Source organism: Pseudomonas sp. D4-21, assembly GCF_051132125.1.
Lineage (GTDB): Bacteria > Pseudomonadota > Gammaproteobacteria > Pseudomonadales > Pseudomonadaceae > Aquipseudomonas.
In genome coordinates, this window is record NZ_CP071664.1 from 5,419,392 (window position 1) to 5,444,241 (window position 24,850).

Annotated in this window: 22 protein-coding genes; 7 read left to right on the forward strand and 15 right to left on the reverse strand. The window is 61.1% G+C overall.

Translation table 11 applies throughout. From position 1 onward, the window contains the following. Positions 1-97: 97 nt before the first annotated feature. From sutA to glnK, 4 genes are all read right to left on the reverse strand, one after another. Positions 98-421 carry a transcriptional regulator SutA gene (sutA, locus tag J3Q04_RS24590; protein WP_420765152.1) on the reverse strand — a complete coding sequence of 108 codons (324 nt, stop codon included), beginning with the start codon at positions 419-421 and terminating at the stop codon, positions 98-100. A 101-nt stretch (positions 422-522) separates the two neighbouring features. Then, on the reverse strand, positions 523-948 hold the full coding sequence (locus tag J3Q04_RS24595) for a secondary thiamine-phosphate synthase enzyme YjbQ (RefSeq protein WP_420765153.1): 426 nt from the start codon (positions 946-948) through the stop codon (positions 523-525). 213 nt (positions 949-1,161) lie between these two features. Continuing rightward, positions 1,162-2,496, reverse strand: a complete 1,335-nt coding sequence (locus J3Q04_RS24600) for an ammonium transporter (RefSeq protein WP_420765154.1) — start codon at positions 2,494-2,496, stop codon at positions 1,162-1,164. Positions 2,497-2,529: 33 nt separating this feature from the next. Further along, positions 2,530-2,868: a P-II family nitrogen regulator gene (gene glnK, locus J3Q04_RS24605; protein WP_002555808.1), complete on the reverse strand. Its 339-nt coding sequence runs from the start codon at positions 2,866-2,868 to the stop codon at positions 2,530-2,532. Between the two features lie 413 nt (positions 2,869-3,281). Here glnK and J3Q04_RS24610 point away from each other — a divergent pair, with 413 nt between their 5' ends. Beyond that, on the forward strand, positions 3,282-3,542 hold the full coding sequence (locus tag J3Q04_RS24610) for an accessory factor UbiK family protein (protein WP_420765155.1): 261 nt from the start codon (positions 3,282-3,284) through the stop codon (positions 3,540-3,542). Positions 3,543-3,799: 257 nt separating this feature from the next. Next, the gene (locus tag J3Q04_RS24615) at positions 3,800-5,293 is read left to right on the forward strand and encodes a YifB family Mg chelatase-like AAA ATPase (protein ID WP_434561657.1); all 1,494 of its coding nucleotides are present in this window, start codon (positions 3,800-3,802) and stop codon (positions 5,291-5,293) included. Positions 5,294-5,299: 6 nt separating this feature from the next. Here J3Q04_RS24615 and J3Q04_RS24620 read toward each other — a convergent pair whose 3' ends face one another. The 3 genes from J3Q04_RS24620 to J3Q04_RS24630 all read right to left on the reverse strand — a co-directional run bounded on the left by J3Q04_RS24620 (position 5,300) and on the right by J3Q04_RS24630 (position 9,914). Next, positions 5,300-6,514, reverse strand: a complete 1,215-nt coding sequence (locus tag J3Q04_RS24620; protein WP_434608888.1) for an aldose 1-epimerase family protein — start codon at positions 6,512-6,514, stop codon at positions 5,300-5,302. A gap of 319 nt (positions 6,515-6,833) precedes the next feature. Next, positions 6,834-8,810 carry a methyl-accepting chemotaxis protein gene (locus J3Q04_RS24625; RefSeq protein ID WP_434608886.1) on the reverse strand — a complete coding sequence of 659 codons (1,977 nt, stop codon included), beginning with the start codon at positions 8,808-8,810 and terminating at the stop codon, positions 6,834-6,836. 183 nt (positions 8,811-8,993) lie between these two features. Continuing rightward, entirely contained in the window at positions 8,994-9,914 is a 921-nt protein-coding gene (locus tag J3Q04_RS24630) for a LysR substrate-binding domain-containing protein (RefSeq protein ID WP_420765159.1), read from the reverse strand. Between the two features lie 152 nt (positions 9,915-10,066). Here J3Q04_RS24630 and J3Q04_RS24635 point away from each other — a divergent pair, with 152 nt between their 5' ends. Continuing rightward, on the forward strand, positions 10,067-11,467 hold the full coding sequence (locus J3Q04_RS24635; RefSeq protein WP_434608883.1) for a NorM family multidrug efflux MATE transporter: 1,401 nt from the start codon (positions 10,067-10,069) through the stop codon (positions 11,465-11,467). A gap of 42 nt (positions 11,468-11,509) precedes the next feature. On the opposite strand, the gene J3Q04_RS24640 is transcribed toward J3Q04_RS24635, so the two are convergent. Then, a complete protein-coding gene (locus tag J3Q04_RS24640) occupies positions 11,510-13,180 on the reverse strand; it encodes a putative bifunctional diguanylate cyclase/phosphodiesterase (RefSeq protein ID WP_434561649.1) in 1,671 nt (556 codons plus the stop codon). Between the two features lie 275 nt (positions 13,181-13,455). Here J3Q04_RS24640 and rep point away from each other — a divergent pair, with 275 nt between their 5' ends. Next, on the forward strand, positions 13,456-15,465 hold the full coding sequence (gene rep / locus J3Q04_RS24645) for a DNA helicase Rep (RefSeq protein WP_420765162.1): 2,010 nt from the start codon (positions 13,456-13,458) through the stop codon (positions 15,463-15,465). Positions 15,466-15,511: 46 nt separating this feature from the next. Further along, a complete protein-coding gene (locus tag J3Q04_RS24650) occupies positions 15,512-16,084 on the forward strand; it encodes a xanthine phosphoribosyltransferase (RefSeq protein ID WP_420765163.1) in 573 nt (190 codons plus the stop codon). 55 nt (positions 16,085-16,139) lie between these two features. Here the strand turns inward: J3Q04_RS24650 and J3Q04_RS24655 are convergent, their stop codons facing one another. From J3Q04_RS24655 to dadA, 5 genes are all read right to left on the reverse strand, one after another. Then, positions 16,140-18,062, reverse strand: coding sequence for an acetyl-CoA hydrolase/transferase C-terminal domain-containing protein (locus J3Q04_RS24655; RefSeq protein ID WP_434608879.1), 1,923 nt, complete (start codon positions 18,060-18,062; stop codon positions 16,140-16,142). A 137-nt stretch (positions 18,063-18,199) separates the two neighbouring features. Next, complete coding sequence (locus tag J3Q04_RS24660) at positions 18,200-18,613, reverse strand: c-type cytochrome (protein ID WP_434611694.1); 414 nt, start codon at positions 18,611-18,613, stop codon at positions 18,200-18,202. A gap of 184 nt (positions 18,614-18,797) precedes the next feature. After that, positions 18,798-19,346, reverse strand: a complete 549-nt coding sequence (locus J3Q04_RS24665) for a cupin domain-containing protein (RefSeq protein ID WP_030138196.1) — start codon at positions 19,344-19,346, stop codon at positions 18,798-18,800. A 128-nt stretch (positions 19,347-19,474) separates the two neighbouring features. Then, positions 19,475-20,548 (reverse strand): alanine racemase, encoded by a 1,074-nt coding sequence (alr, locus tag J3Q04_RS24670; RefSeq protein WP_434561645.1) that lies wholly within the window; start codon positions 20,546-20,548, stop codon positions 19,475-19,477. A gap of 127 nt (positions 20,549-20,675) precedes the next feature. Continuing rightward, positions 20,676-21,980, reverse strand: a complete 1,305-nt coding sequence (gene dadA, locus J3Q04_RS24675) for a D-amino acid dehydrogenase (protein WP_420767172.1) — start codon at positions 21,978-21,980, stop codon at positions 20,676-20,678. Between the two features lie 154 nt (positions 21,981-22,134). Here dadA and J3Q04_RS24680 point away from each other — a divergent pair, with 154 nt between their 5' ends. Then, positions 22,135-22,623, forward strand: coding sequence for an Lrp/AsnC ligand binding domain-containing protein (locus tag J3Q04_RS24680; RefSeq protein WP_003206849.1), 489 nt, complete (start codon positions 22,135-22,137; stop codon positions 22,621-22,623). Positions 22,624-22,628: 5 nt separating this feature from the next. Here J3Q04_RS24680 and J3Q04_RS24685 read toward each other — a convergent pair whose 3' ends face one another. Then, positions 22,629-22,982 (reverse strand): YkgJ family cysteine cluster protein, encoded by a 354-nt coding sequence (locus J3Q04_RS24685; RefSeq protein ID WP_420767171.1) that lies wholly within the window; start codon positions 22,980-22,982, stop codon positions 22,629-22,631. 146 nt (positions 22,983-23,128) lie between these two features. Between J3Q04_RS24685 and J3Q04_RS24690 the strand changes: the two genes are divergently transcribed. Then, positions 23,129-24,442: an NAD(P)/FAD-dependent oxidoreductase gene (locus J3Q04_RS24690; RefSeq protein WP_434608876.1), complete on the forward strand. Its 1,314-nt coding sequence runs from the start codon at positions 23,129-23,131 to the stop codon at positions 24,440-24,442. 46 nt (positions 24,443-24,488) lie between these two features. On the opposite strand, the gene J3Q04_RS24695 is transcribed toward J3Q04_RS24690, so the two are convergent. Then, the gene (locus tag J3Q04_RS24695) at positions 24,489-24,734 is read right to left on the reverse strand and encodes a DUF1127 domain-containing protein (RefSeq protein ID WP_420767169.1); all 246 of its coding nucleotides are present in this window, start codon (positions 24,732-24,734) and stop codon (positions 24,489-24,491) included. Between the last annotated feature and the right edge of the window lie 116 nt (positions 24,735-24,850).

Sequence of the window (24,850 nt, forward strand, 5' to 3'; positions counted from 1 at the left end):
TTGCTCCCACAGGGCCGAGCCTGTCCGTGGAGTTTATCCCGCCCATGAAAAAGCCCGCAGCGACGGCGGGCTTTTTCAGCAAGCAAGAAACAGAGGCTCAGATAGGGCGACTGCCATACTTGTTGTCGGGCTTCTTGGGCGGATCGGCGACCACGTTGGCCTCCACTTCCTGCACCTTTCCGCCCCTGGCCAGGAATTCCTCCATGGCCTTGGCAAGCGCGTCACGCTCCTTGTTCTTGGCCTCTACGCTCGGTAACTCGTCGACTGATACCGCTGCCTTGGCCTTGCCTTTGGCAGTGGGGACCGGAACATCGGCACCTTCGTCGTCGGCAACATCTTCAGCCGCCGCTTCCAGGCCTTCTTCGGTCTCGTCTTCGTCACCTACTTCGAGGTCGTCGTTTTCCAGATCATCGTCGCTCATGTTCTACCTCATGACTTGCGAAAAGCAGATTAGTTATAGCCCAGCTTCGCCATCTGTCGAAGGCTGCCAGAAAAAATTCAAGATCCGCTGACAAGCAGCGGTCATGCCCCTTCACCGTGCAAGGTGGCGAGGACTTTACGAGCACCGCCATGATCTCGGTGCTCGCCCAGATAAACGCCTTGCCAGGTACCCAACGCCAACCGTCCCGCCGTCACCGGAAGGCTGAGCTGACATCCCAGCACACTGGCCTTGAAGTGCGCCGGGAGGTCGTCCAGGCCTTCGTCGTTGTGCTCATAGCCGGCGGTTCCTTGTGGGATCAGCCGATTGAAAAATCGTTCGAAGTCTCGACGTACCGCCGGATCGGCGTTCTCGTTGATGGTCAACGAGGCCGAGGTGTGCTGCAGCCACAGATGCAACAGACCGACACGACATGCCTTGAGTTCAGGCAGGCCGGCGAGTAGCTCGTCCGTCACCAGATGAAAGCCCCGGGGCCTCGCCCGCAGGGTTATCAACGTCTGTTGCCACATACAGATCTCCGCACGTTCGGCGCGCATTCTAGCGCGCTCTGGAAAAAAACAAAGGGCCTAATATTCCTGCCTCGATGTAAGTCTTTGGCGGTAGAAAAACCCATGTCGTATACACAACAAAAGGCGTCGGAAAAAACCGGCGAACCTTGTGAGCAATGACAAATTCCAGACAAAAAAATGCCCGGCGAACCGGGCATTTTTTTTGCGCGTTGCTTACAGGTTGTAACCACGCTCGTTGTGCTGGGCCAAGTCCAGGCCCACGGCTTCTTCTTCCTCGGAGACACGCAGGCCCATGACGGCGTCCAGTACCTTGAGAATGATGAAGGTCACGACCGCGGTATAGATCACGGTGAAACCCACGCCTTTGAATTGAATCCACACTTGTGCGCCGATATCGGTCACAGTGCCGAAGCCACCCAGTGCCGGTGCAGCGAATACACCGGTCAGGATCGCCCCGAGGATACCGCCGATGCCATGTACGCCGAAGGCATCCAGGGAGTCGTCATAGCCGAGCTTGCGCTTGAGGGTGGTGGCGCAGAAGAAGCACACCACGCCCGCCGCCAGGCCGATGACCAAGGCGCCCATCGGGCCCACGGTGCCGGCAGCCGGGGTGATTGCAACCAGGCCGGCCACCACGCCCGAGGCAATGCCCAGCGCGCTTGGCTTGCCGTGGGTGATCCACTCGGCAAACATCCAGCCCAGTGCCGCGGCAGCCGTGGCGATCTGGGTGACCAGCATCGCCATGCCGGCAGTGCCGTTGGCCGCGACGGCGGAGCCGGCGTTGAAGCCGAACCAGCCTACCCACAGCATGGCCGCGCCCATCAGGGTATAACCCAGGTTATGCGGTGCCATTGGGGTGGTCGGGAAACCTTTGCGCTTGCCCAATACCAGACAGGCTACGAGACCGGCGATACCGGCGTTGATATGCACCACGGTGCCGCCGGCGAAGTCCAGCACGCCCCAATCCCACATCAGGCCGCCGTTGCCGGACCAGACCATGTGCGCAATCGGCGCATACACCAGGGTGAACCACACGCCCATGAAGATCAGCATGGCGGAGAATTTCATCCGCTCGGCAAAGGCACCGACGATCAGCGCTGGGGTGATGATGGCGAAGGTCATCTGGAAAGTGATGAACACCGCTTCTGGAAACAATGCAGCCGGACCGGTCAGGCTGGCCGGGGTGACGCCCGCCAGGAATGCCTTGCCCAGGCCGCCGATGAAGGAATTGAAGTTGACGACGCCCTGTTCCATGCCAGTGGTGTCGAATGCGATGCTGTAGCCGTAGATGACCCACAGGACGCTGATCAGACCGGTGATGGCGAAGCACTGCATCATCACCGAAAGAATGTTTTTCGACCGAACCATGCCGCCGTAGAACAGCGCAAGGCCAGGGATGGTCATGAACAGGACAAGAATCGTGGCAGTCAACATCCAGGCAGTGTCGCCGGAGTTGAGGACTGGGGCTGCCGCTTCTTCCGCCATGGCCAGGCCAGGCATTACGAAGGACAACAGGGCTCCTAGCCCTGCGAATTTACGCAGAGTCATATTGTTTTCTCCTGGGGCGTTGGGTTTGACGGCTTAGATAGCGTCGGTATCGGTTTCGCCGGTACGGATGCGAATGGCCTGTTCCAGATTGACCACGAAGATCTTTCCGTCACCAATCTTGCCGGTGTTGGCGGCCTTGGTAATCGCCTCGATGACCCGATCAAGATCCTTGTCGTCGATGGCGACATCGATCTTCACCTTGGGCAGGAAGTCGACCACGTATTCCGCGCCGCGATACAGCTCGGTATGGCCTTTCTGCCGACCGAAGCCTTTGACTTCAGTAACGGTAATGCCCTGCACGCCGATTTCGGACAGCGACTCGCGTACGTCGTCCAGCTTGAACGGCTTGATGATGGCAGTGACTAGCTTCATGAAACTCTCTCCCGAATTGGTGGACTTGCCCCAGGAAAACAAACCCGACTCAAGTCTAAGCGCAGTGCCTGGCTTTGTAACGCGTCGTCGGCCCAAGTTGCCCGACCGGTGCCAGCTGACTACTCCTGACGAAACTCCCCGCTCCGCCTGCTGCACTGCATTCGTCACAGCGACTGCATCAGTGCATGGGTCACCAGCCACTAAGCAGAAAGCTTGCCATCTGTACCCAACCCCCCTGATTTCAACCCTTTACCCGTTGCGCCGGCCTGCGCCGAACCACGAACCGCAGCGATACGCACAACAACGGTGCGGTGATGCCCGGGGCCGTGCGCGAAAAGCGTGCAACCCGAGCCGCGAATTGACTATAGACACTGCGTGATACACTGCCCGCCATTGTTTCCAGGACACCTGACATGCTCGCGCCCAAAGACCTCCTCGACGCCCTGAGCGGCCACGCCTCTCGCCTGTTGAGCGGCGACACGCCACTCCCCAAGAATGAAATCGAAAGCCAGTTCAAGGCCCTGCTGCAAAGCGGGTTCAGCAAGCTGGACCTGGTCAGCCGGGAAGAATTCGACAGCCAGATGGTCGTGCTGGCCCGGACCCGGGCACGGCTGGAGAGCCTGGAAGCCAAGGTGGCCGAGCTGGAGGCGCGACTCGACCCCAAGGACGAGTGAGCACCTCTTGCCAGGGATGCGGCGTTAAGCGCGTGATTTGTCCCAGGCCCACCAGATCATCCAAAGCGCCGGCAGGGGCTCGCCGCCTGTAACGGCAATTGAAAAACAACCGCCTGAATGGCGGTTGTTCATTCATGCCCCCACTGGCGCAACATCCTGCGAAAATTTGCCCCTTCAATTGCCCCGCCCTCTCAGTTTCCCCGGACTAGTCTTCAAGAGCCGCAGGATGCGGCTCTCCATCAGTCAAGGAACGCTTCATGTCGCTCGCCATCGTCCACAGCCGCGCCCAAGTGGGGGTCGAAGCCCCTGCCGTTACCGTTGAGGTTCATCTGGCCAACGGCTTGCCGTCACTGACGATGGTCGGCCTGCCGGAGGCGGCGGTGAAGGAGAGCAAGGACCGGGTGCGCAGCGCGATCATCAATTCGGGGCTCAATTTCCCGGCGCGGCGCATCACCCTGAACCTGGCGCCAGCGGATCTCCCCAAGGACGGAGGCCGGTTCGACCTGGCGATTGCCTTGGGAATCCTGTCGGCCAGCGTGCAGGTGCCGACCTTGATGCTGGACGACGTGGAGTGCCTCGGCGAACTGGCATTGTCCGGCGCCGTGAGACCGGTACGCGGCGTGCTCCCCGCGGCGCTGGCGGCACGCAAGGCTGGACGCATGCTGTTGGTACCCCGGGCCAACGCCGAGGAAGCTTGCCTGGCGTCGGGGCTGAAGGTGATCGCCGTGGACCATCTGCTCGAAGCAGTGGCGCATTTCAACGGCCACGCCCCAGTCGAGCCTTTTGTGTCCAACGGGCTGCTCTCGGCCAGCAAGCCCTATCCCGACCTCAGCGAAGTACAAGGTCAAGCCGGAGCCAAGCGCGCCTTGCTGATCGCGGCAGCGGGAGCTCACAACCTGTTGTTCAGTGGCCCACCCGGTACGGGCAAGACGCTGCTGGCGAGTCGTTTGCCGGGGTTGCTGCCACCGCTGGCCGAAAGCGAGGCCCTGGAGGTCGCGGCTATACAGTCGGTTGCCAGTTGCGTGCCCTTGAGCCATTGGCCGCAACGGCCGTTCCGCCAGCCACACCATTCGGCGTCCGGCCCTGCCCTGGTGGGTGGAGGCTCCAAGCCGCAACCGGGGGAAATCACCCTCGCCCACCACGGCGTGCTGTTCCTGGACGAGCTTCCAGAGTTTGATCGCAAGGTATTGGAAGTCCTGAGGGAGCCCTTGGAGTCGGGGCATATCGTGGTTTCGCGCGCCCGCGATCGCGTGCGCTTCCCGGCCCGCTTCCAGTTGGTAGCGGCCATGAACCCCTGCCCCTGTGGATACCTTGGCGAGCCCAGCGGCCGCTGCTCGTGCACACCGGACATGGTGCAGCGCTATCGCAACAAGCTGTCCGGCCCCTTGCTCGACCGCATCGACCTGCACCTGACCGTGGCGCGGGAAGCCACGGCGCTCAATCCCAAAGGCGAACCGGGGGACGACACCGCCACCGCGGCCGAGCGGGTGGCCGAAGCCCGGGAACGCCAGCAAACCCGCCAAGGCTGTGCCAACGCATTCCTCGATCTACCGGGGCTGCGCCGCCATTGCAAACTGTCCTCGACCGACGAGGCGTGGCTGGAAACCGCCTGCGAACGACTGTCCCTGTCGCTGCGAGCCGCCCACCGCTTGCTGAAGGTCGCCCGCACGCTGGCCGACCTTCAGCAGTTGGAACGGATCAGCCGCGAGCACTTGGCCGAAGCCCTGCAATACCGGCCCGCAACGCCATGAAACAGGTCACGGCTTGCTCAGGTCCACCAGCGGTGTGTCTCGCACCTCGGCCTTTCGATCGCCCTGGATGTCATCGATGCGCTTGAGGGCTTTGTCCACGGCCCCCTTGTCCGCCAGAAGACTGTAGTGGATCTGGAACTGCTTGCGCTCTTTCGGTGCGATGCTGGGCACCAGGCCCAGCGGACGCTGGTAGCGGCGGTTATAGGAAAAACTGGTACCTGGCTCCAAGCCGGTCACGTAGCCCTGGCCTTGGGTATCGGTGTTTTTCCACAGGGAAAACACCGGAAGCGTCCCGGTATTGAAGCCCACGGAAACGCCGAGGCTACCGGCCTTGTTGTGCAGGACGGTCAGCGTATCGCCCTTGGCGTCGGCGTAAGGCACGACGTTGTAAACGGTTTCATCGTAGTCCTTGGTGGGAGCTCGATAGGTGGTCCAATCCTTCAGGTCGCCCTTGGCCTTGTCGTTGAACGGCGAAACCTGTTTGACCGGGGCGGCGAAGCGGGCCCCCTGCTCCAGGAATGGCGTGCTGAAATTGCTGTGATAGAGCGCCTGGTATTCCTTTGGATAATCGCCATTGTTGGTCAGCGTGTCGTTGAGGGAAAAGGTCACGCTGCCGGGCTCGGTGACCAATTCAGTCTGGACCGAGAAGTCAACCTTCTTGAACGCCTGCTCCTTCAACTCGCCTCGCAGGGTGATGGCGTAAGGTGGCTTTTCATCGATGTGCAAGGTGACTTTGTTCGCCGGAATGTTCGCGGCGCGCCCATGCAAGGTCAGCAGTTCACCGTTGTCGATGCCGGGGTGGCCGACCCACTCATAGCCGCAGCGGGTCACCAACTCATTGAAGCCTTCGAGCCAGCCCAGGCCACCTCGGCCGTTGAGTTCGATGAATGCTGGATTGACCACTTCTTTGACCGGCGAATCCCAGCCCATGCGCACATCGCCGACCGAGGCTTGAAGCACGTTCATGCCGCGGGTCGGGACGACTGACAGCTTCAGAGTGCCGTTGTCGATGTCGACAATGCTCACGCCTTCCTGACGCCCCCCGTGGAGGGTGCGCATCGTCACGGAAAACGGCTTATCGGTTTTCACGCCCAGTTGTTGACTGGTGATTTGCCAGGGTTGGGCGGCTTTATCGGTGTCGAGCAGTACGTAATCCCACGCCATCGCATGGGAAGCTACGCCCAAGGCGCCGAGGGCAACGAAGAGTCTTAGGGAATTCATGGAGACGGCCTTTTGTTGGAGTTGTGCGGTTTTTATAGACTTGAAGAAACGTTTCAGCAAGCCAAAAAACAGCAACTACCTGAAAAAGCACACGGCTACAGATTGGAGATTTTTTGCGGGAAACGAGCTTGCTCGCGGTGATTTTTTGCCTATGCAGCCTAGAATCGGTGGCGGGGGAGCTTGCTGCCGCTCGACTGCGCAGCAGTCGCAAGACGCGACGATAAGGTCTGCCTGAAAAGGTGCGGGCCTGCTGTGCAGGCCCGCGGGAGCAAGCTCCCTCGCAACGGGATTGGGTTGGCTTGCTCGTGAGGGGACGGTTTCAGCGGAACCGATCGACTTCTTTGCGAAGGTCCTGCGCCAGTTTTTCCAGTTCTTTGGCGGTGATCGCCAGGTTCGAAACCACTTCGCGCTGTTCGCTGTTGGCCATGGCAATACTCTGCAGGTTGCTGCTGAGCAGGGTCGCGGTGCTGCTTTGCTCCTGCGTAGCCGTAGTGATCGCGGCGAATTGCTGGCCGGCCGAGCGGCTTTGCTCATCGATACGCGCCAGGGCCGAGGCCACGTTGGCGTTACGCGACAAGCCTTCCTGCATGAGCAGGTTGCCCTTCTCCATGGTGCTGATGGCGTTGCCGGTTTCCTGCTGGATGCTGTTGATCATGCCGGAAATTTCGTCAGTGGCCTGGCGAGTGCGCGAGGCCAGGCTCCGAACCTCGTCAGCTACCACGGCAAAACCACGACCCTGCTCGCCCGCCCGTGCAGCTTCGATGGCGGCGTTCAACGCCAGCAGGTTGGTTTGCTCGGCGATCGAAGTGATCACACCGACAATGCCGCCGATCTCCTGGGAGCGCTGGCCCAGCGTGTTGATGACCGTTGCAGTGCTGTTCAAGGCGCCCGCGATCTGTTCCAGGGACGATGACGCTTCGTCCATCGAGGTACGGCCGATGCGAGTCTGTTGGGCATTGTCCTGGGCCAGGCGCTCGGTATTGCCCATGTTGTCGGCGATGTTCAGGGAGGTGGCGCTGAATTCTTCCACCGCCCCGGCCATGCTGGTGATCTCGCCGGACTGTTGCTCCATCCCTTCATAGGCGCCACTGGACAATCCGGAGAGAGCCTGGGCACGGCTGTTGACCTCTTGGGAGGCTTTGCGAATGTGCTCGACCATGGTCGACAAGGCTTGGCTCATCTGGTTGAACGCACGGGCCAGTTGGCCGATCTCGTCGTGGCTCGACACATTCAGACGCACGCTCAGGTCGCCGGCGCCCAAGGCTTCGGCCTGACGCACCAAGTCACCGAGGGGAGCCAGTTTGCTGCGCAACAGCCATACCGCCGCACCGACCGCCAGCAACATCGCCAGCAAACTGCCGATCGCCAGTTGCGTACCGACGTTCCAGGTCACTGCGTTGATCTCGGTTTTCGGCATGCTCGCCACGACCGACCAGGGCCCGCCCTCGAACGGCACGGCAACGCTATAGAACTCTTCCGCGGTGTCGTCCCAGAAAGCACCCTTGCCAGGCTTCTTGACCAACGCTGTGATGGCCGCGGTAGCACGGTCCAGTGCCTGCACACCGGCCGGCGGCACCAACCATTTGTTCTGCTCGTCCAATAACGCCAGCGAGCCGGTCTGTCCGATTCGGAAGCGCTTGAGGTTTTCGAACTGCGCATTCTGCGCATCGGTGTAATCGAATCCTACGTACAACACGGCAATGATCTTGCCGCTGCCATCACGCACAGGCGTGTACTGCGACATGTAGAAGCGCCCGAACAGCAACGCCCGGCCAATGTAGCTCTGGCCGCTGATCACCGGGCCGTAGGCCGGTCCGGCGCGGTCGAGCACAGTACCGATGGCGCGCGTACCGTCCTGTTTGCTGACGGATGTACTGACGCGGACAAAATCGTCGCCGCTGCGCACGAATACCGTGGCCACGCCGGCGGTCATCGTCTTGAAATCATCCACTTCCTTGAAATTGTTGTTCAACACTTCGCTGCCAAGGCTCAAGCCAGGCGTCTGAACGCCCGCCACCGTCACCGGCTGGTCCGGATGCACGCTCAAGCCGGCGCTGAAACGCTTTTCGAACAGACCCGCCAGCCGTTGGGTGCTTTCGCGCAACGTGCTGTGGAACGTGTTGAGCTGATCGGCCATCAGCCGCGCTTCGCTCGCGAGATGCTCTTCACGGGTAGAAAGGTTTGCAGCGTCAAGCGAACGCAAGGCAAAGACAGTACTGCCGGAGATCACGACCGCCAGTATCACGGCAAGGGCAAGGCCTAGCTGTGAGGCGATCCGGGCACGAGGTTGAGACATGACGGCTCCTGGCCGAGAGACTGGATCATCTTGATCACATCGCACGCTCGGCATCTGATTCGATGAGGTAGGTATTGGCCCTTTCTGAACGAAGGTTCTATGTTCACCTTCGGCCGTAACGCCGAATACTTGAGGGCTTTGGAAGGAATAATACCAAGTGGCTAGCACGGCGACTGCAATGTTTCAGCCCAGGCGCTTGACCTCAGGTAGTTGCATGGCCTTCACCTCGCTCTGGAGAAAGTCGCTGAGCCGGCGCAAACGTTCACCCCCGGGCCGGGTTTTCGGCCAGACCAGGTAATAATGCTCGCCGCTGGCGACAGCGGTTGGCCATGGCAGGCTCAAGCGCCCCTGGGCAACGTCCTCGGCCACCATCAACAAATCGCCCATGGATACGCCGTAGCCGCGCGCGGCCGCGATCATGCCCAGTTCCAGGGTATCGAACACCTGACCGCCCCTGAGCGAGACTTTGTCAGCCAAGCCCATGCGCTGCAGCCAATTGCGCCAGTCGCGGCGATCCGGAGTGGGATGCAATAGCTCGGCCTTGGCCAATCGCGCCACATCCCAGGGTTGGTCATTGAGCAGGTTCGGAGCGCCGACCGGTATCAACTCCTCGGGAAACAGCAGGCTGGCCTCCCAGTCCGCAGGGAAATGCCCATTGCCCAGCAGGACTGCGCAATCGAAGGGCTCGGTATTGAAATCCACCGAGTCGATGTCCATCCAGGCGCTTGTCAGCTGCACTTCGTTGCCCGGTTGCAGATGGCGAAAGCGGCTCAGGCGCGCCAGCAGCCAGCGCATGGTCAGGGTCGATGGCGCCTTCATCCGCAGGATGCCGTCTTCTCCGTGCAATGTGTGGCAAGCCCGCTCCAGCGCCATGAAGCCCTCCCGCACGCCCGGCAGCAGCAGGCGCGCCGACTCGGTCAGTTGCAGGTTACGCCCGCTGCGCTGGAACAGTCGACAGGCAAAGTGATCTTCGAGTGTGCGGATGTGCCGGCTGACGGCGCTCTGGGTGATCGACAGCTCCTCGGCGGCGCGGGTAAACGAGCTGTAGCGCGCCGCGGCTTCGAATGCCCGTAGCGCATAAAGCGGAGGAAGACGGCGTGACATCGCAAAAGCTCCATGGCGTGGTTTGCAAACCCTACCAGAAACCCATTCAGCATGAGTTTTAATCATGCCAGCGATCTTTTTTATCCTTTTGTGCAATCCGGCGGGAGGGCCGAGAATCTTCGTCTTACTGCCTTGCTGGAACATGGAGTGTGATGATCATGCGGCATCCTGTGCGTACCGAACTCTGGGCCATCCTGCGCCTGGCGGGACCGTTGATTGCTTCGCAGTTGGCGCACATGCTGATGGTGCTGACGGACACCCTGATGATGGCTCGCCTGAGCCCCGAAGCCCTGGCAGGCGGCGGGCTCGGGGCGGCGAGCTATTCATTCGTATCGATTTTCTGCATCGGCGTGATCGCGGCGGTGGGCACCCTGGTAGCGATCCGCCAGGGCGCGGGCGACATCGAAGGCGCCACCCGGCTGACCCAGGCCGGATTATGGCTGGCCTGGTTGATGGCGCTGGTGGCGGGCCTGCTGTTGTGGAATCTCAAGCCGGTGCTGTTGATGTTCGGCCAGACCGAAACCAACGTGCTCTCTGCCGGGCAATTTTTGCTGGCACTGCCGTTCGCCCTGCCCGGTTACCTGAGTTTCATGGCCCTGCGTGGCTTTACCAGCGCCATCGGGCGGGCCACGCCGGTGATGGTGATCAGCCTCGGCGGCACGGTGGCCAACTTCCTTCTCAACTATGCGCTCATCACCGGCATGTTCGGCCTGCCGAAGCTCGGCCTGATGGGGATCGGCCTGGTCACGGCCATCGTCGCCAACTGCATGGCCCTGGCGCTGGCCTGGCACATTCATCGGCACTCGGCCTACCGCGCTTATCCATTGCTTGCCGGCCTGTCGCGACCCAATCGCCAATACCTCAAGGAACTGTGGCGACTGGGCTTGCCGATTGGTGGTACTTACGCGGTGGAAGTCGGCCTGTTCGCATTCGCCGCCCTGTGCATGGGCACCATGGGCAGCACGCCGCTGGCGGCCCACCAGATCGCGCTGCAAATCGTCTCGGTGGCCTTCATGGTTCCGGCGGGCATGTCCTACGCCATCACCATGCGTATCGGCCAGCATTACGGTGCCGGGCAATTGCTCATGGCGCGCCTGGCCGGGAGGGTCGGGATTGGTTTTGGCGCGGCCGCCATGCTGGCGTTCGCCATGGTGTTCTGGCTGCTGCCGAATCAATTGATCGGCCTGTTCCTGGACCATGAGGACCCGGCGTTCCGCGCGGTCATCGACCTGGCGGTGAGCCTGTTGGCCGTGGCGGCGTGGTTCGAGCTGTTCGACGGCACACAAACCATTGCGATGGGTTGCATCCGCGGATTGAAAGACGCCAAGACCACGTTCCTGGTGGGCCTGGCTTGCTATTGGTTGATCGGCGCGCCGGCGGCGTGGTGGATGGCGTTCCATTTGCATTGGGGCCCGACCGGTGTCTGGTGGGGCCTCGCCCTGGGCCTGGCCTGCGCGGCGGTGAGCCTGACGTTGGCGTTCGAGTGGAAGATGAAGCGGATGATTCGCAGCGAGCCGGGACAGCAAGGTTTCGAAGCGATCCAGGCCAAATGAAACAAAGCCCCTTGTGGGAGCTCGCTCCCACCGGGTTTTGGGTTAGCTGATTTCCAGCATCGACTGCTGATCACCCTCGGACATCAGGTATTCAACCAACTCCGCCAGCGGCAACGGCTTGCTGATCAGGAACCCCTGCACCTGGTCGCATCCGAAACCGCGCAGCAACTCCAGTTGCTCGCGGGTCTCGACGCCTTCGGCCACCACCTCGAGGTTGAGGTTATGGGCCAGGTTGATCATCGCGTGGACCAGCTTGCGGTTCTCTTCGCGCTGCTCCATGCCGCCGACGAAGCTCTTGTCGATCTTGAGCAGGGCGATGGGCAGGCTGTTGAGGTGCACGAACGAGGAGAATCCGGTGCCGAAATCATCCAGGGAGAACCGTACCCCCAGGCGACCCAGGGCATCCATGGTCTGTTTGACCAGTTCGCTGCGACGCATCACGGCGGTTTCGGTGAGCTCGAACTCCAGCCATTGGGCCTCGACACCCCGTTCGGCGATCAACCGGCTCAGGGTCGGCAGCAACTGGCTGTCCTGGAACTGCCGGAACGACAGGTTGATCGCCATGTGCAACGGCGCCTGCCCACGTTCACGCAGGTCCTGCATGTCCCGAAGGGCCCGGGCAATCACCCAGTAACCCAACGGCACGATGAGCCCGCTCTGCTCGGCCAGCGGCACGAACTCACTCGGTGGCAACAAGCCGCGCTCGCCATGGCGCCAGCGCACCAGGGCTTCGAGGCCGACAATCGTGCCATCTGCCAGGTTCAGCCGAGGCTGGTAATGCAATTCCAGCTCATCACGTCGCAACGCCCGCCGCAGCTCGCTTTCCAGGTCGGCGAGGCTGCGGGCGTTGCGGTTGATGCGCTCGTTGAAAATATGAAAGGTGCAGCCTTGGGTGCTCTTGGCCTGCTGCATCGCGATATGGGCGTGCCACATCAAGGGGTCCGCACCGGCTTGCGCCCGGGCGTGGGCAATGCCCAGGCTGCAACCGATCAACAGGCTTTCACCGTCGACCCAGTAGGGTTCGGCCATGGCTTCGATGATGCGCTCGGCCATCCACTCCGCTCGCTGGGGCGCCCGGCGGGTGTCTATCAACAAGGCGAACTCGTCGCTCCCCAGCCGTGCCAGCTGATCACCGGCCTCAAGCGCGCCTTTGAGCCGCGAGACAACCTGCAGGATCAGCCGATCGCCGGCCTGGTGGCCGAGGGCGTCATTGGCGTGGCGGAAATTGTCGAGGTCCAGGTGACCCAGGGCCAGGCCACGGCCTTCGTTTTCAGCCAGGCGAGCCGCCAGCAAGGTCTGAAAACCCTGGCGGTTGGCGATGCCTGTCAACGGGTCCTGCTCGGCGAGCCGTTGCAGGGTGTTTTCGAGCATCCCCCGCTCGCGCACGTGACGCAGGCAACGACGCAGGGTCGCCTCATCGAGGGCGTCGCGCACCAGCCAGTCGCTGACGCCATCCGGGGAAACCGAAGGTTCATGCTCGAGCAACAGAACTGTCGGCAAACGACAACGACCCGGTGCCGGCTGCAGGGCGGCAACGGTGAGCAGCACCGCGTTGCGGTTGTCCTCGAACAAGCTGCTGACCGAGTCCCAGTTCGGGGCGCTGATCAACACGACCGAGGGCCCCATGGGCGCCAGGCACTCGCGCAATATCGCTGACCACTCAGGCGTTTCGGCCAACAACAGCAAACGCAAGGGTTCGACAGGCGTGGACAAGCTGACTCCCTAGACTCTGCAAGGTGGTAGGCGCGGGGCATTATGACGCGCCGATGGGCAATCACCAATGCCAATGGTTCTCAGATACCCGCTTTTTGAAGCTTTTTCATCTCAAAAAACGAACGTTGGAACCAATTTCCGTCCGCATCCTGAGGGAAAGTGACGAAAGCGGCAATTGCAATGATGCGCAACGTCACAAGTCGGACAGGGCAGCACAATTCTCAGAGCCTGTTAAAATGCCGGCCCATTTCGCAAACGACTCCCTGAACCCTGTCATGTCCCGACTCAACCCCCGGCAGCAAGAAGCCGTGAACTATGTCGGCGGCCCTCTTTTGGTGCTCGCCGGTGCAGGCTCCGGCAAGACCAGCGTGATCACCCGCAAGATCGCGCACCTGATCCAGAATTGTGGCATCCGCGCCCAGTACATCGTCGCCATGACCTTCACCAACAAGGCCGCCCGGGAAATGAAAGAGCGGGTCGGCGGCCTGCTGCGCGCCGGCGAAGGTCGCGGCCTGACGGTCTGCACCTTCCACAACCTGGGCTTGAACATCATCCGCAAGGAACATGCGCGGCTGGGCTACAAACCGGGCTTCTCGATCTTCGACGAGGCCGACGTCAAGGCCCTGATGACCGACATCATGCAGAAGGAATATTCCGGCGACGACGGCGTGGATGAGATCAAGAACATGATCGGCGCCTGGAAAAACGACCTGATCCTGCCGCCCGAAGCACTGGAAAACGCCCGCAACCCCAAGGAACAGACCGCCGCTATCGTCTACGCCCATTACCAGCGCACGCTCAAGGCGTTCAATGCGGTGGACTTCGACGACCTGATCCTGTTGCCGGTCAAACTGTTCCAGGACCACGCCGACATCCTCGAGAAATGGCAGAACAAGGTCCGCTACCTGCTCGTGGACGAATACCAGGACACCAACGCCAGCCAGTATCTGCTGGTGAAACTGCTGATCGGCAAACGCAACCAGTTCACCGTGGTGGGCGACGATGACCAGTCGATTTACGCCTGGCGCGGCGCGCGGCCGGAAAACCTGATGCTGCTCAAGGAAGACTACCCGTCGCTCAAAGTGGTGATGCTGGAACAGAACTACCGCTCCACCAGCCGGATCCTGCGCTGCGCCAACGTGCTGATTTCCAACAACCCCCATGAGTTCGAAAAACAACTGTGGAGCGAGATGGGCCACGGCGACGAGATCCGCGTGATCCGTTGCCGCAACGAAGACGCCGAAGCCGAGCGCGTGGCCATGGAAATCCTCAGCCTGCACTTGCGCACCGACCGGCCGTACAGCGATTTTGCGATCCTGTACCGCGGCAACTACCAGGCCAAGCTGATCGAGCTGAAACTGCAGCATCACCAGGTCCCGTATCGTCTGTCGGGGGGGAACAGCTTTTTCGGCCGCCAGGAAGTGAAGGACCTGATGGCCTACTTCCGCCTGATCGTGAACCCGGACGACGACAACGCCTTCTTGCGGGTGATCAACGTGCCGCGCCGGGAAATCGGTTCGACCACCCTGGAAAAACTCGGCAACTACGCCACCGAGCGCAAGATCTCGATGTACGCCGCCACCGACGAAATCGGCCTTGGCGAGCATCTGGACAGCCGCTTCACCGATCGCCTGGCGCGCTTCAAGCGTTTCATGGACAAGGTCCGCGAGCAGTGCGCCGGGGAAGATCCGATCTCTGCGCTGCGCAGCATGGTCATGGACATCGACTACGAAAACTGGCTGCGCACCAACAGCTCCAGCGACAAGGCCGCCGATTACCGTATGAGCAACGTCTGGTTCTTGATCGAGGCGTTGAAGAACACCTTGGAAAAAGACGAAGACGGCGACATGACCGTCGAGGACGCCATCGGCAAGCTCGTGCTGCGGGACATGCTCGAACGCCAGCAGGAAGAGGAAGAAGGCGCCGAAGGTGTGCAGATGATGACGCTGCACGCCTCCAAAGGCCTGGAGTTTCCCTACGTGTTCATCATGGGCATGGAAGAAGAAATCCTGCCGCACCGTTCCAGCATCGAGGCCGACACCATCGAAGAAGAACGGCGCCTGGCCTACGTCGGGATTACCCGGGCACGCCAGACGCTGGCCTTCACCTTCGCCGCCAAGCGCAAGCAATACGGCGAAGTGATCGACTGCGCCCCGAGCCGCTTCCTCGATGAGTTGCCGCCGGACGACCTGGCCTGGGAAGGCAACGACGATACGCCGACAGAGGTCAAAGCCGTTCGCGGCAACAGTGCCTTGGCGGATATACGCGCGATGTTGAAGCGCTAGAATTTTCCACTATTTCAGGCGCTGAACGCGTCCCAGAGGAGGCTTCATGGAAGCCCTGCACCAGAAAATCCGAGAGCTAGGCATCGTGCTGTCCGACCAGGTATTGAAGGTCGATGCGTTTCTCAACCACCAGATCGATCCGCAGTTGATGAAGCTGATCGGTGATGAATTTGCCGCACTGTTCAAGGATTCGGGCATCACCAAGATCGTCACCATCGAAGCCTCGGGCATCGCCCCGGCGATCATGACCGGGCTGAATCTTGGCGTGCCGGTGATCTTCGCCCGCAAGCAACAGTCCCTGACCCTGACGGAGAACCTGCTGTCGGCCACCGTGTATTCCTTCACCAAGAAGACCGAAAGCACCGTCGCCATCAGCCCGCGCCACCTGACCAGCAGCGACCGCGTGCTGATCATTGATGATTTCCTGGCCAACGGCAAAGCCTCCCAGGCGCTGATTTCCATCATCAAGCAGGCCGGCGCCACCGTCGCCGGGCTGGGGATCGTGATCGAGAAGTCGTTCCAGGGCGGCCGCGCCGAACTGGATGCCCAGGGCTATCGCGTCGAATCGTTGGCCCGGGTGAAGTCGTTGGCGGGTGGGGTTGTGACCTTCCTAGACTAATACCCATTCCCCTGTGGGAGCGAGCCTGCTCGCTCCCACAGGGGATGGCCGATTTCTAAGGCGCGGTCGCCTTGAGCCCCGCCAGCAACAGCCGCTGATACAGCTCTTCCTTCAGCCCCTCCGGGCTCGTCAGCTGCATTCGCTCCAGATGCCCGGCATATTCCCAGGGCTGCGGCGCATCCAGGGCGGCTTTGCCCAGATCCAGGATCTCGGTGAGCTTGAATTTGCTTTTCAGCCAATTCAGCGCCCGCAATAAGTCCCGCTCGACCTCATCGAAATCACAGCCCAACGGGTACTCCGGAAACAGGTTGGGATGCCGCGCCTGGATCCCCTGCAAACGCTCCGAGGTGTTGTCGGCAAAGCGTGGATCGAGGCGAAAGTCCTTCGGCAGCTTGCCGGCATTTTGCGCTTGCTCGATCAATCCGGGTTGGAAGCGTGAATCGCTGATGTTCAGCAACGCCTCGATCACCGAGGCGTCGGTCTTGCCCCGCAGGTCGGCGATGCCGTACTCGGTTACCACAATGTCACGCAAATGGCGTGGAATCGTGCAGTGACCGTATTCCCAGACAATGTTCGAACTGACCACCCCTCCCGATTCCCGCCAGCTACGCAACAGCAGTATCGAACGCGCCCCTTCAAGCGCGTGGCCCTGGGCGACGAAGTTATACTGCCCACCGACGCCGCTGAGCACCCGCCCGTTTTCCAATTGGTCAGCCACTCCCGCGCCCATCAAAGTCATGGTGAAGACCGTGTTGATGAACCGAGCATCGAGGCGCTGCAAGCGCTTGAGCTGCTCCTGACCGTACAGCTCGTTGATGTAGCTGATACGCGTCATGTTGAATTCAAGCAGACGGCTCTGCGGCAACTCGCGCAAGCGCTCGTAGAAACTGCGCGGGCCGAGGAAGAACCCGCCATGAATGCAGATGCCATCGGGTTGCGCCGCCTCGTCGAGGGTTCCGGCAATGGCCCGCTCCTGGGTCGGCTCGTCGGGGTAGACCTTGCGCCGGATAATTCCGGCTTCCGCCAGCACCAGCAAACCGTTGACGAACATCTCACTGCAACCGTACAACCCCTTGGCGAAAGGCTCGACCCCGCCTTCGCGCTCGATCAATTGCGCCCACTGGCTGAGGTTCAGTTCCGCCAACAGAGCCTGGTAACCGGCGTTATCGGCTTGGCGCGCCAGCAGTGCCGCTGTCAGTGCGTCGCCCATGGAGCCGATGCCGATTTGCAACGTACCGCCATCGCGCACCAGGGTGCTGGCATGCAGGCCGATCAAGTGATCCTGGAACCCCACCGGCATGTTGGGCGTGGAAAACAACGTGTGGCTGTCCTTCTCGTCGATCAACAAGTCGAAGCCATCGATGCCGATTTCCGCGTCACCGGGCATGTACGGCAAGTCGCTGTGGACTTGGCCCACCAGGAGAATGGTCTCCCCCGCCTCGCGCCGCTTGGCGATCATCGGCAACAGATCCAGGGTAATGTCCGGATTGCAACTCAGGCTAAGGCGATCCGGGTGCTCCGGGTCGCTCGCCACCAGTTGGGCGATCAGGTTCAAGCCTGCCCCGTTGATGTCCCGGGCCGCGTGGCTGTAGTTACTGCTGACATAGTCCTGCTGGGCCGACGCGCTGTGTAAAAGGCTGCCGGGCTGCATGAAGAATTGTTGGACGCGGATATTGGCCGGCAGGCTATCGCGCTGCAGGTCGGCCAGGTAATCGAGTTCGGGATAATCGCCAAAGACCCGTTCGACGAAGGGTTCGAGGAAGCGCTTCTGCAACCCATCGCCCAAGGTCGGCCGCCCCAGGCTCAAGGCGGTGTAAATGGTCAGCTGTCGCTCGGGCAGTTGCGCGATGCGCCGGTACAGCGCGTTGGCGAACAGATTGGGTTTGCCCAGCCCAAGGGGCATGCCGAGGTGGATATGCGCGGGCAGACGCTCGAGTACGTCATCCACCGCCTGTTCGATTGAACACAACTGCACCATCCGACCCTCCGGGACATTCCATGAATGTGGGTTGGACCGAGCTTGCCGGGTCTTGGTTGCGATGACCAGTCCGGAAAAAAATCCCAGGCACAAAAAAGCCGCTCGTAAGCGGCTTTTTTGCGGAAGATGAATGCCTGTTACAGACCGGACATCTCTTTGATGGCGCCTTTGAGTTCATCATCGGTGCAATCGGCGCAGGTGCCTTTAGGCGGCATGGCGTTGACGCCCGTGATGGCCTTGGCCAGGATGCCATCGAGACCGCCCTGGTGGTCGGCGCGTTCTTTCCAGGCTGCCTTGTCACCGATTTTCGGCGCGCCCAGCAGACCAGTACCGTGGCAAGCGTTGCAATGTTTGGCAATGACGTCTTTTGGCGCCTTGGCACCGCCGGCACCGCCCGCCGCTGTAGCCACTTCCATCCCCTTGCATTCCTTGCCCTGGACGCAAACCTGGCCGACGGGTTCAAGGCGCTTGGCGATGTCATCGTTGGGCGCCGCTTGAGCGCTCGCAGCCCATAGGGCCAATACGGTTGCTGGTGCAGCCAGCATTTTCATAATTAGGTTCACGCGTACACCCTCAATGGTGGCTAGTCACGCCTGCGGCCACGGTTTGCAGGCGGGCGCAAGTATAGCGGTAAGCCTGTCACTCCGAAACAACCCCAAAGTCGCAAGGGTCTTGTTTGTCATGACAGGCCAACCTTCGGGCGCCTTTGCCCCTGCGGGCTCGGCGCCTCTTGGTCTAGAAATTGGCCGGTGTGGCTGCGCTGATCAGTCGCGCCGGCACGTCGAACGGGTTACGGAAGCGGTGGGGCTTGGTGCTTTCGAAATAGTAGCTGTCACCGGCTTCGAGCACGAAGGTTTCGGCGCCCACCACCAATTCCAACCGCCCTTCCACCAGGATCCCGGTTTCTTCGCCTTCGTGGGTGAGCATCTCGTCGCCCGTGTCGGCGCCAGGCGGATAGATTTCGTTCAAAAACGCAATCGCCCGGCTCGGATGCGCCCGGCCCACCAGTTTCATGGTCACGGCGCCATCGGAGATGTCGATCAGTTCGTTGGCTTTGTAGACGATCTGGGTCGGTTTCTCCTGGAGGATTTCTTCGGAGAAAAACTCGACCATGGACATGGGAATCCCGCCAAGGACCTTGCGCAGCGAGCTGATCGAGGGGCTCACGCTGTTTTTCTCGATCATCGAAATGGTGCTGTTGGTGACGCCCGCGCGCTTGGCGAGTTCACGCTGGGAAAGGCCTTTGAGTTTACGAATGGATTGCAGTCGTTCACCGACGTCCAATGCTGGAGCCTCCAGGGAATCAGGTTGTGTGTAAAGTGAGCGTTATCATGGCGACAGCGTTCAGTATTTACAACACTTTGGCCCGAATCCTGTGCGGTGAAGCGACTTTCGGTAGATAGCGCTCAGCCTCACCCCTTGGAATAGAGCCTTGGCACCCGCCGCAGGTTGCAGAATATCTGGTAGGGAATCGTGCCGGCAGCCATCGCCACGTCGCTGGCGAGGACATTTTTGCCCCATAGCTCGACCGTGGAGCCGAGCCCGGCCTGGGGGATATGGGTCAAGTCCACGCACAGCATGTCCATCGATACCCGCCCGACCAGTTGGCTACGCTGCCCGTCCACCAGCACCGGCGTGCCGTTGGGCGCCTGGCGCGGGTAGCCGTCGGCGTAGCCCATGGCGACCACGCCCACGCGTGTCGGTTGCGCCGTGACAAAGCGTGCGCCATAACCCACGGGCTCGCCGACGGGAAGCTCGCGCACGCTGATGATTCTAGACTCCAGCGTCATAACCGGCTGCAGGCGCGAAGCAACGGCATTGGCCTCCTCGAAAGGCGTTGCGCCGTACAGCATGATGCCGGGCCGCACCCAGTCGCTGGGGATCTGCGGCCAACCCAGCACCGCCGGAGAATTGCGCAGGCTGACCTCTGCCATCAGGCCCTGGCGGGCCTGCTCGAATACTGCTAATTGTTGCAGGCTGCTGGGGTCATGCAGTTCATCGGCACGGGCGAAGTGACTCATTAATACGATCTTCGCCACGTTTCCACTGGCCAGGAGGCGACGATACGCCGGCTGGAACTCGTCCTGATGCAATCCGACCCGATGCATACCCGAATCGAGCTTGAGCCAGACCGTGATCGGCTTGCCCAGCGTCGCGCGCTCGATCGCTTCGAGTTGCCACAACGCATGCACCACGCACCAGAAATCATGTTCGACGATCAAGGCAAGCTCATCGGCCTCGAAAAATCCTTCCAGCAGCAGGATCGGTCCACCAATACCGCCCGCTCGCAGCTCCAGGGCCTCTTCGATACAGGCCACGGCAAACCCGTCGGCCGTTTCCTGCAAGGCTTCGGCGCAGCGCACCGCCCCGTGCCCATAGGCGTCGGCCTTGATCACCGCAAGGGCTTTGGCCCCCGTGACTTCGCGGGCCAATTGATAGTTATGACGCAAGGCTTGGAGGTCGATCAGGGCACGGGCAGGACGCATGGCGGCACGCTTCTAGGCAGTCATGGATAAAAAACCGGCGCAGGCTGACAGCATCAACCATCAACAGCGCCGGGAGAGGGAGAGTTTTGACAGCTGTCAGGGCAGCGCGGCCGAAACACTCAAGCAGTCATTGGTGAGCTGGCGCTGGATTGCCATGTTTTGCGGACTCCTGGGGTTTGCTGCCATAACGGGAAATGTCGAGGCCTTCGGCGCTGATCTGTGGCTTTTTCTTCGCCATCAGGTCCGCCAGCAGGCGACCGGAACCACAGGCCATGGTCCAACCGAGGGTGCCGTGGCCAGTGTTCAGGAACAGATTCTTGAACGGGGTAGCGCCCACAATAGGCGTGCCGTCCGGTGTAGTTGGGCGCAGGCCTGTCCAGAAACTGGCCTGGGCCAGGTCGCCGCCCCGAGGATAAAGGTCGTTGACGATCATCTCCAGGGTTTCGCGCCGACGCGGGTTCAGCGAAAGGTCGAATCCAGCGATTTCGGCCATGCCGCCGACGCGAATACGGTTGTCGAACCGGGTGATCGCGACCTTGTAGGTCTCATCGAGAATGGTCGAGGTCGGCGCCATCGCCGGGTCGGTAATCGGCACGGTCAGGGAATAGCCCTTGAGCGGATACACCGGCGCGCGGATACCGAGGGGCTTGAGCAACTGTGGCGAGTAGCTGCCCAAGGCCAGGACGTAGCGGTCGGCTGTTTCCAGCTTGCCGTCGATCCAGACGCCGTTGATGCGGTCACCGGCGAAATCCAGGCGCTCGATATTCTGGTCGAACCGAAATTGCACGCCGAGCTGGACGGCCATTTCCGCCAGGCGGGTGGTGAACATCTGGCAGTCGCCGGTCTGGTCATTGGGCAGGCGCAGCGCACCGGCGAGGATGTCGGTGACGTTGGCCAACGCCGGCTCGACCCGGGCGATGCCTGCGCGGTCGAGCACTTCGAACGGCACGCCAGACTCCTTCAACACGGCGATGTCCTTGGCCGCGCCATCGAGCTGGGCCTGGGTGCGGAACAGTTGAGTAGTGCCCAGGCTGCGGCCCTCGTAGGCAATGCCGGTCTCGGCGCGCAACTCGTCCAGGCAGTCACGGCTGTACTCGGACAGGCGGACCATGCGCTCCTTGTTGATTGCGTAGCGGCTGGCAGTGCAATTGCGCAGCATCTGCGCCATCCAGAGGTATTGATCGATGTCGGCAGTGGCCTTGATCGCCAACGGCGCGTGACGCTGCAACAGCCACTTGATGGCCTTGAGCGGCACACCTGGCGCGGCCCACGGCGAGGCGTAACCCGGCGACACCTGGCCGGCGTTGGCGAAACTGGTTTCCATGGCCGGCGCCGGCTGACGGTCGACCACCACCACTTCAAACCCGGCACGGGCCAGATAGTAAGCACTGACGGTACCGATGACGCCGCTACCCAAGACCAGAACGCGCATGTTGAATCCTCATCGCGGATGACCGCTGACGTTTGTTGTACAAAGCTTAGATGGGCGCAGTGTAAAAAAGATCAGCCAGTGCTTTTCACTATATAAATCCCTATATTTGGCGAGAATTCTCGGCAAAAACCCTTTTCATGGAGGCGCATCACCTGTGCGTACCAATACCCAGACCAAGCGCGAGCTGGACAAGATCGACCGCAACATTCTGCGCATCCTCCAGGCGGACGGGCGGATTTCCTTCACCGAACTGGGCGAAAAGGTCGGTCTCTCCACCACGCCATGTACCGAGCGGGTCCGGCGCCTGGAGCGCGAAGGCATCATCATGGGCTACAACGCCCGGCTCAATCCGCAGCACCTGAAGGGCAGCCTGCTGGTGTTTGTCGAGATCAGCCTCGACTACAAGTCCGGCGATACCTTCGAAGAATTCCGACGCGCAGTGCTGAAATTGCCACACGTCCTGGAATGCCACCTGGTGTCGGGCGACTTCGATTATCTGGTGAAGGCGCGGATTTCCGAGATGGCCTCGTACCGCAAGCTGCTGGGCGACATCCTGCTCAAGCTGCCCCACGTGCGTGAGTCCAAGAGCTATATCGTGATGGAAGAAGTGAAGGAGAGCCTGAACCTGCCGATCCCGGATTGAGAGGCCTAGACCAACACCTGCCGGGTACTCGCCATGTACTCATGAATCTGCTTCTCGACACGCGGGTGGATCAGCTCCACCGGCCGTCGACCATTGGGACATGGCAAGGTCGCCGTGGTGCCGAACAGACGGCAGATCAACGGCCGCTCGTCGTAGACCGTGCAACCGTTCGGCCCCAGGTGCACGCAATCGAGCGCTTCCATGGCGGCGTCCTGTTCGGCGCGGGTCTTGCGCGGTAGCCGGGACATTTCCTCGGGCGAGGTGGTCACCGGGCCGCAGCAGTCGTGACAGCCCGGCACGCACTCAAACGTAGGGATCTGCTGACGCAGCGTGCGGATTTTTTGGCTGTTGCAGCTCATCGAGGCGAGTACCGGGTCGGGACAGCCTTGGATTCTGCCTCAAAAGGCGCAGGCCAGACAGCGTCAGCCGACCAGAGTTGCCGATGGAGGAAAGCACGGCTTATGCTCCGTAAAATTTCTCAAACACATCAATCAGGATTACGCACATGAACGCCCGTGTTCAGCAACCTGTCCCGAGCCACGCGCACGCCGCCTCTTATTACGCCGCCAGCAGCCTGCCGCAGCCGGACCATCCGGTGTTGCAAGGCGAGCTGATCGCGGACGTCTGTGTGGTGGGCGGCGGGTTCTCCGGGTTGAACACGGCCATCGAACTGGCCGAGCGCGGGATGAGCGTGGTGTTGCTCGAAGCACATAAAATTGGCTGGGGTGCCAGCGGACGCAACGGCGGCCAGTTGATTCGCGGCGTTGGGCACGGCCTCGACCAGTTTGCTTCGGTCGTCGGTAACGACGGCGTCCGTCAGATGAAACTGATGGGGCTTGAGGCGGTGGAAATCGTCCGACAACGAGTCGAGCGCTTTCAGATTTCTTGCGACCTGACCTGGGGTTATTGTGACCTTGCGAACAAACCCGGCGACCTCGAGGGCTTCGCCGAAGACGCCGAAGAATTGCGCAGCCTGGGCTACCGCTACGAGACCCGACTGCTGCGCGCTGACGAAATGCACAGCGTGGTGGGCTCGGATCGTTACGTTGGCGGCTTGGTCGACATGGGTTCGGGTCACCTGCATCCGCTCAACCTGGCGCTGGGAGAAGCCACGGCGGCCCAGCAATTGGGAGTTCGACTGTTCGAACGATCAGCCGTCACCCGCATCGACTATGGCCATCAAGTAAAAGTACATACCGAGCACGGCTCCGTCCGCGCCAATACCCTGGTGCTGGGCTGCAACGCCTACCTCAATGGCTTGAACCAGGAGTTGAGCGGCAAAGTGCTGCCGGCCGGCAGCTACATCATCGCGACCGAGCCGTTGAGCGAAACTCAGGCACATGCGCTATTACCGCAGAACATGGCCGTTTGTGATCAGCGGGTGGCGCTGGATTATTACCGGCTTTCGGCGGATCGCCGCTTGTTGTTCGGCGGGGCTTGTCATTATTCCGGGCGCGATCCGCAGGACATCGGCGCCTATATGCGTCCGAAAATGCTCAAGGTTTTCCCTCAGTTAGCGGACGCGAAAATCGATTATCAATGGGGCGGGATGATCGGCATCGGCGCCAACCGCTTGCCACAGATCGGCCGCCTCAAGGGTCAGCCGAACGTGTATTACGCTCAGGCCTACTCGGGCCATGGCGTAAACGCCACGCACCTGGCGGGCAAACTGCTGGCCGAAGCAATCAGTGGGCAACAGGGAGGTGGCTTCGATCTTTTTGCAAAGGTGCCGCACATGACATTCCCAGGGGGCAAACATTTGCGCTCACCGCTGCTGGCATTGGGGATGTTGTGGCATAGATTGAAAGAACTGGTGTGACAGGGGCCGAGGGAGCTTGCTCCCTCGCCACAGGTTTCTTATCGATTCAAATCCGCCAGAACGGCTTCAAGCCTTCCGCCCGCGCCTGCTCCCGACTCAGTCCAATATCACGCAACTGTTCGGTCGACATGTCCAACAGGGCTTTGCGTGTATGCAAACGATGCCAGAACAGTCCCCAGCGACTCAGGCCGGCTGGCGCATTGCGCAAAGCCCCGCTGCGCAGCTCCTTTTCCTGCCCAGCCGCCAGTTCCTGACTGTGTAACGTCAGCCGTACATCGCTCAAGCCGTTCATTTTTGATCGCTCCTGTTTACTTGGGTAGCCAGAGCTTTCATGATGCGCGGACGGCCAAAAGCAATACAGATTCAGGCGATGTCTTTTATAAGCATACAGAATCGGCGTTTTCGGCA

What these genes read in the sequence shown, in the direction of transcription:
- sutA (WP_420765152.1), bottom strand. Translation starts at nt 421, where the DNA reads ATGAGCGACGATGATCTGGAAAACGACGACCTCGAAGTAGGTGACGAA.
- J3Q04_RS24595 (WP_420765153.1), bottom strand. Translation starts at nt 948, where the DNA reads ATGTGGCAACAGACGTTGATAACCCTGCGGGCGAGGCCCCGGGGCTTT.
- J3Q04_RS24600 (WP_420765154.1), bottom strand. Translation starts at nt 2,496, where the DNA reads ATGACTCTGCGTAAATTCGCAGGGCTAGGAGCCCTGTTGTCCTTCGTA.
- glnK (WP_002555808.1), bottom strand. Translation starts at nt 2,868, where the DNA reads ATGAAGCTAGTCACTGCCATCATCAAGCCGTTCAAGCTGGACGACGTA.
- J3Q04_RS24610 (WP_420765155.1), top strand. Translation starts at nt 3,282, where the DNA reads ATGCTCGCGCCCAAAGACCTCCTCGACGCCCTGAGCGGCCACGCCTCT.
- J3Q04_RS24615 (WP_434561657.1), top strand. Translation starts at nt 3,800, where the DNA reads ATGTCGCTCGCCATCGTCCACAGCCGCGCCCAAGTGGGGGTCGAAGCC.
- J3Q04_RS24620 (WP_434608888.1), bottom strand. Translation starts at nt 6,514, where the DNA reads ATGAATTCCCTAAGACTCTTCGTTGCCCTCGGCGCCTTGGGCGTAGCT.
- J3Q04_RS24625 (WP_434608886.1), bottom strand. Translation starts at nt 8,810, where the DNA reads ATGTCTCAACCTCGTGCCCGGATCGCCTCACAGCTAGGCCTTGCCCTT.
- J3Q04_RS24630 (WP_420765159.1), bottom strand. Translation starts at nt 9,914, where the DNA reads ATGTCACGCCGTCTTCCTCCGCTTTATGCGCTACGGGCATTCGAAGCC.
- J3Q04_RS24635 (WP_434608883.1), top strand. Translation starts at nt 10,067, where the DNA reads ATGATCATGCGGCATCCTGTGCGTACCGAACTCTGGGCCATCCTGCGC.
- rep (WP_420765162.1), top strand. Translation starts at nt 13,456, where the DNA reads ATGTCCCGACTCAACCCCCGGCAGCAAGAAGCCGTGAACTATGTCGGC.
- J3Q04_RS24650 (WP_420765163.1), top strand. Translation starts at nt 15,512, where the DNA reads ATGGAAGCCCTGCACCAGAAAATCCGAGAGCTAGGCATCGTGCTGTCC.
- J3Q04_RS24655 (WP_434608879.1), bottom strand. Translation starts at nt 18,062, where the DNA reads ATGGTGCAGTTGTGTTCAATCGAACAGGCGGTGGATGACGTACTCGAG.
- J3Q04_RS24660 (WP_434611694.1), bottom strand. Translation starts at nt 18,613, where the DNA reads ATGAAAATGCTGGCTGCACCAGCAACCGTATTGGCCCTATGGGCTGCG.
- alr (WP_434561645.1), bottom strand. Translation starts at nt 20,548, where the DNA reads ATGCGTCCTGCCCGTGCCCTGATCGACCTCCAAGCCTTGCGTCATAAC.
- dadA (WP_420767172.1), bottom strand. Translation starts at nt 21,980, where the DNA reads ATGCGCGTTCTGGTCTTGGGTAGCGGCGTCATCGGTACCGTCAGTGCT.
- J3Q04_RS24685 (WP_420767171.1), bottom strand. Translation starts at nt 22,982, where the DNA reads ATGAGCTGCAACAGCCAAAAAATCCGCACGCTGCGTCAGCAGATCCCT.
- J3Q04_RS24690 (WP_434608876.1), top strand. Translation starts at nt 23,129, where the DNA reads ATGAACGCCCGTGTTCAGCAACCTGTCCCGAGCCACGCGCACGCCGCC.
- J3Q04_RS24695 (WP_420767169.1), bottom strand. Translation starts at nt 24,734, where the DNA reads ATGAACGGCTTGAGCGATGTACGGCTGACGTTACACAGTCAGGAACTG.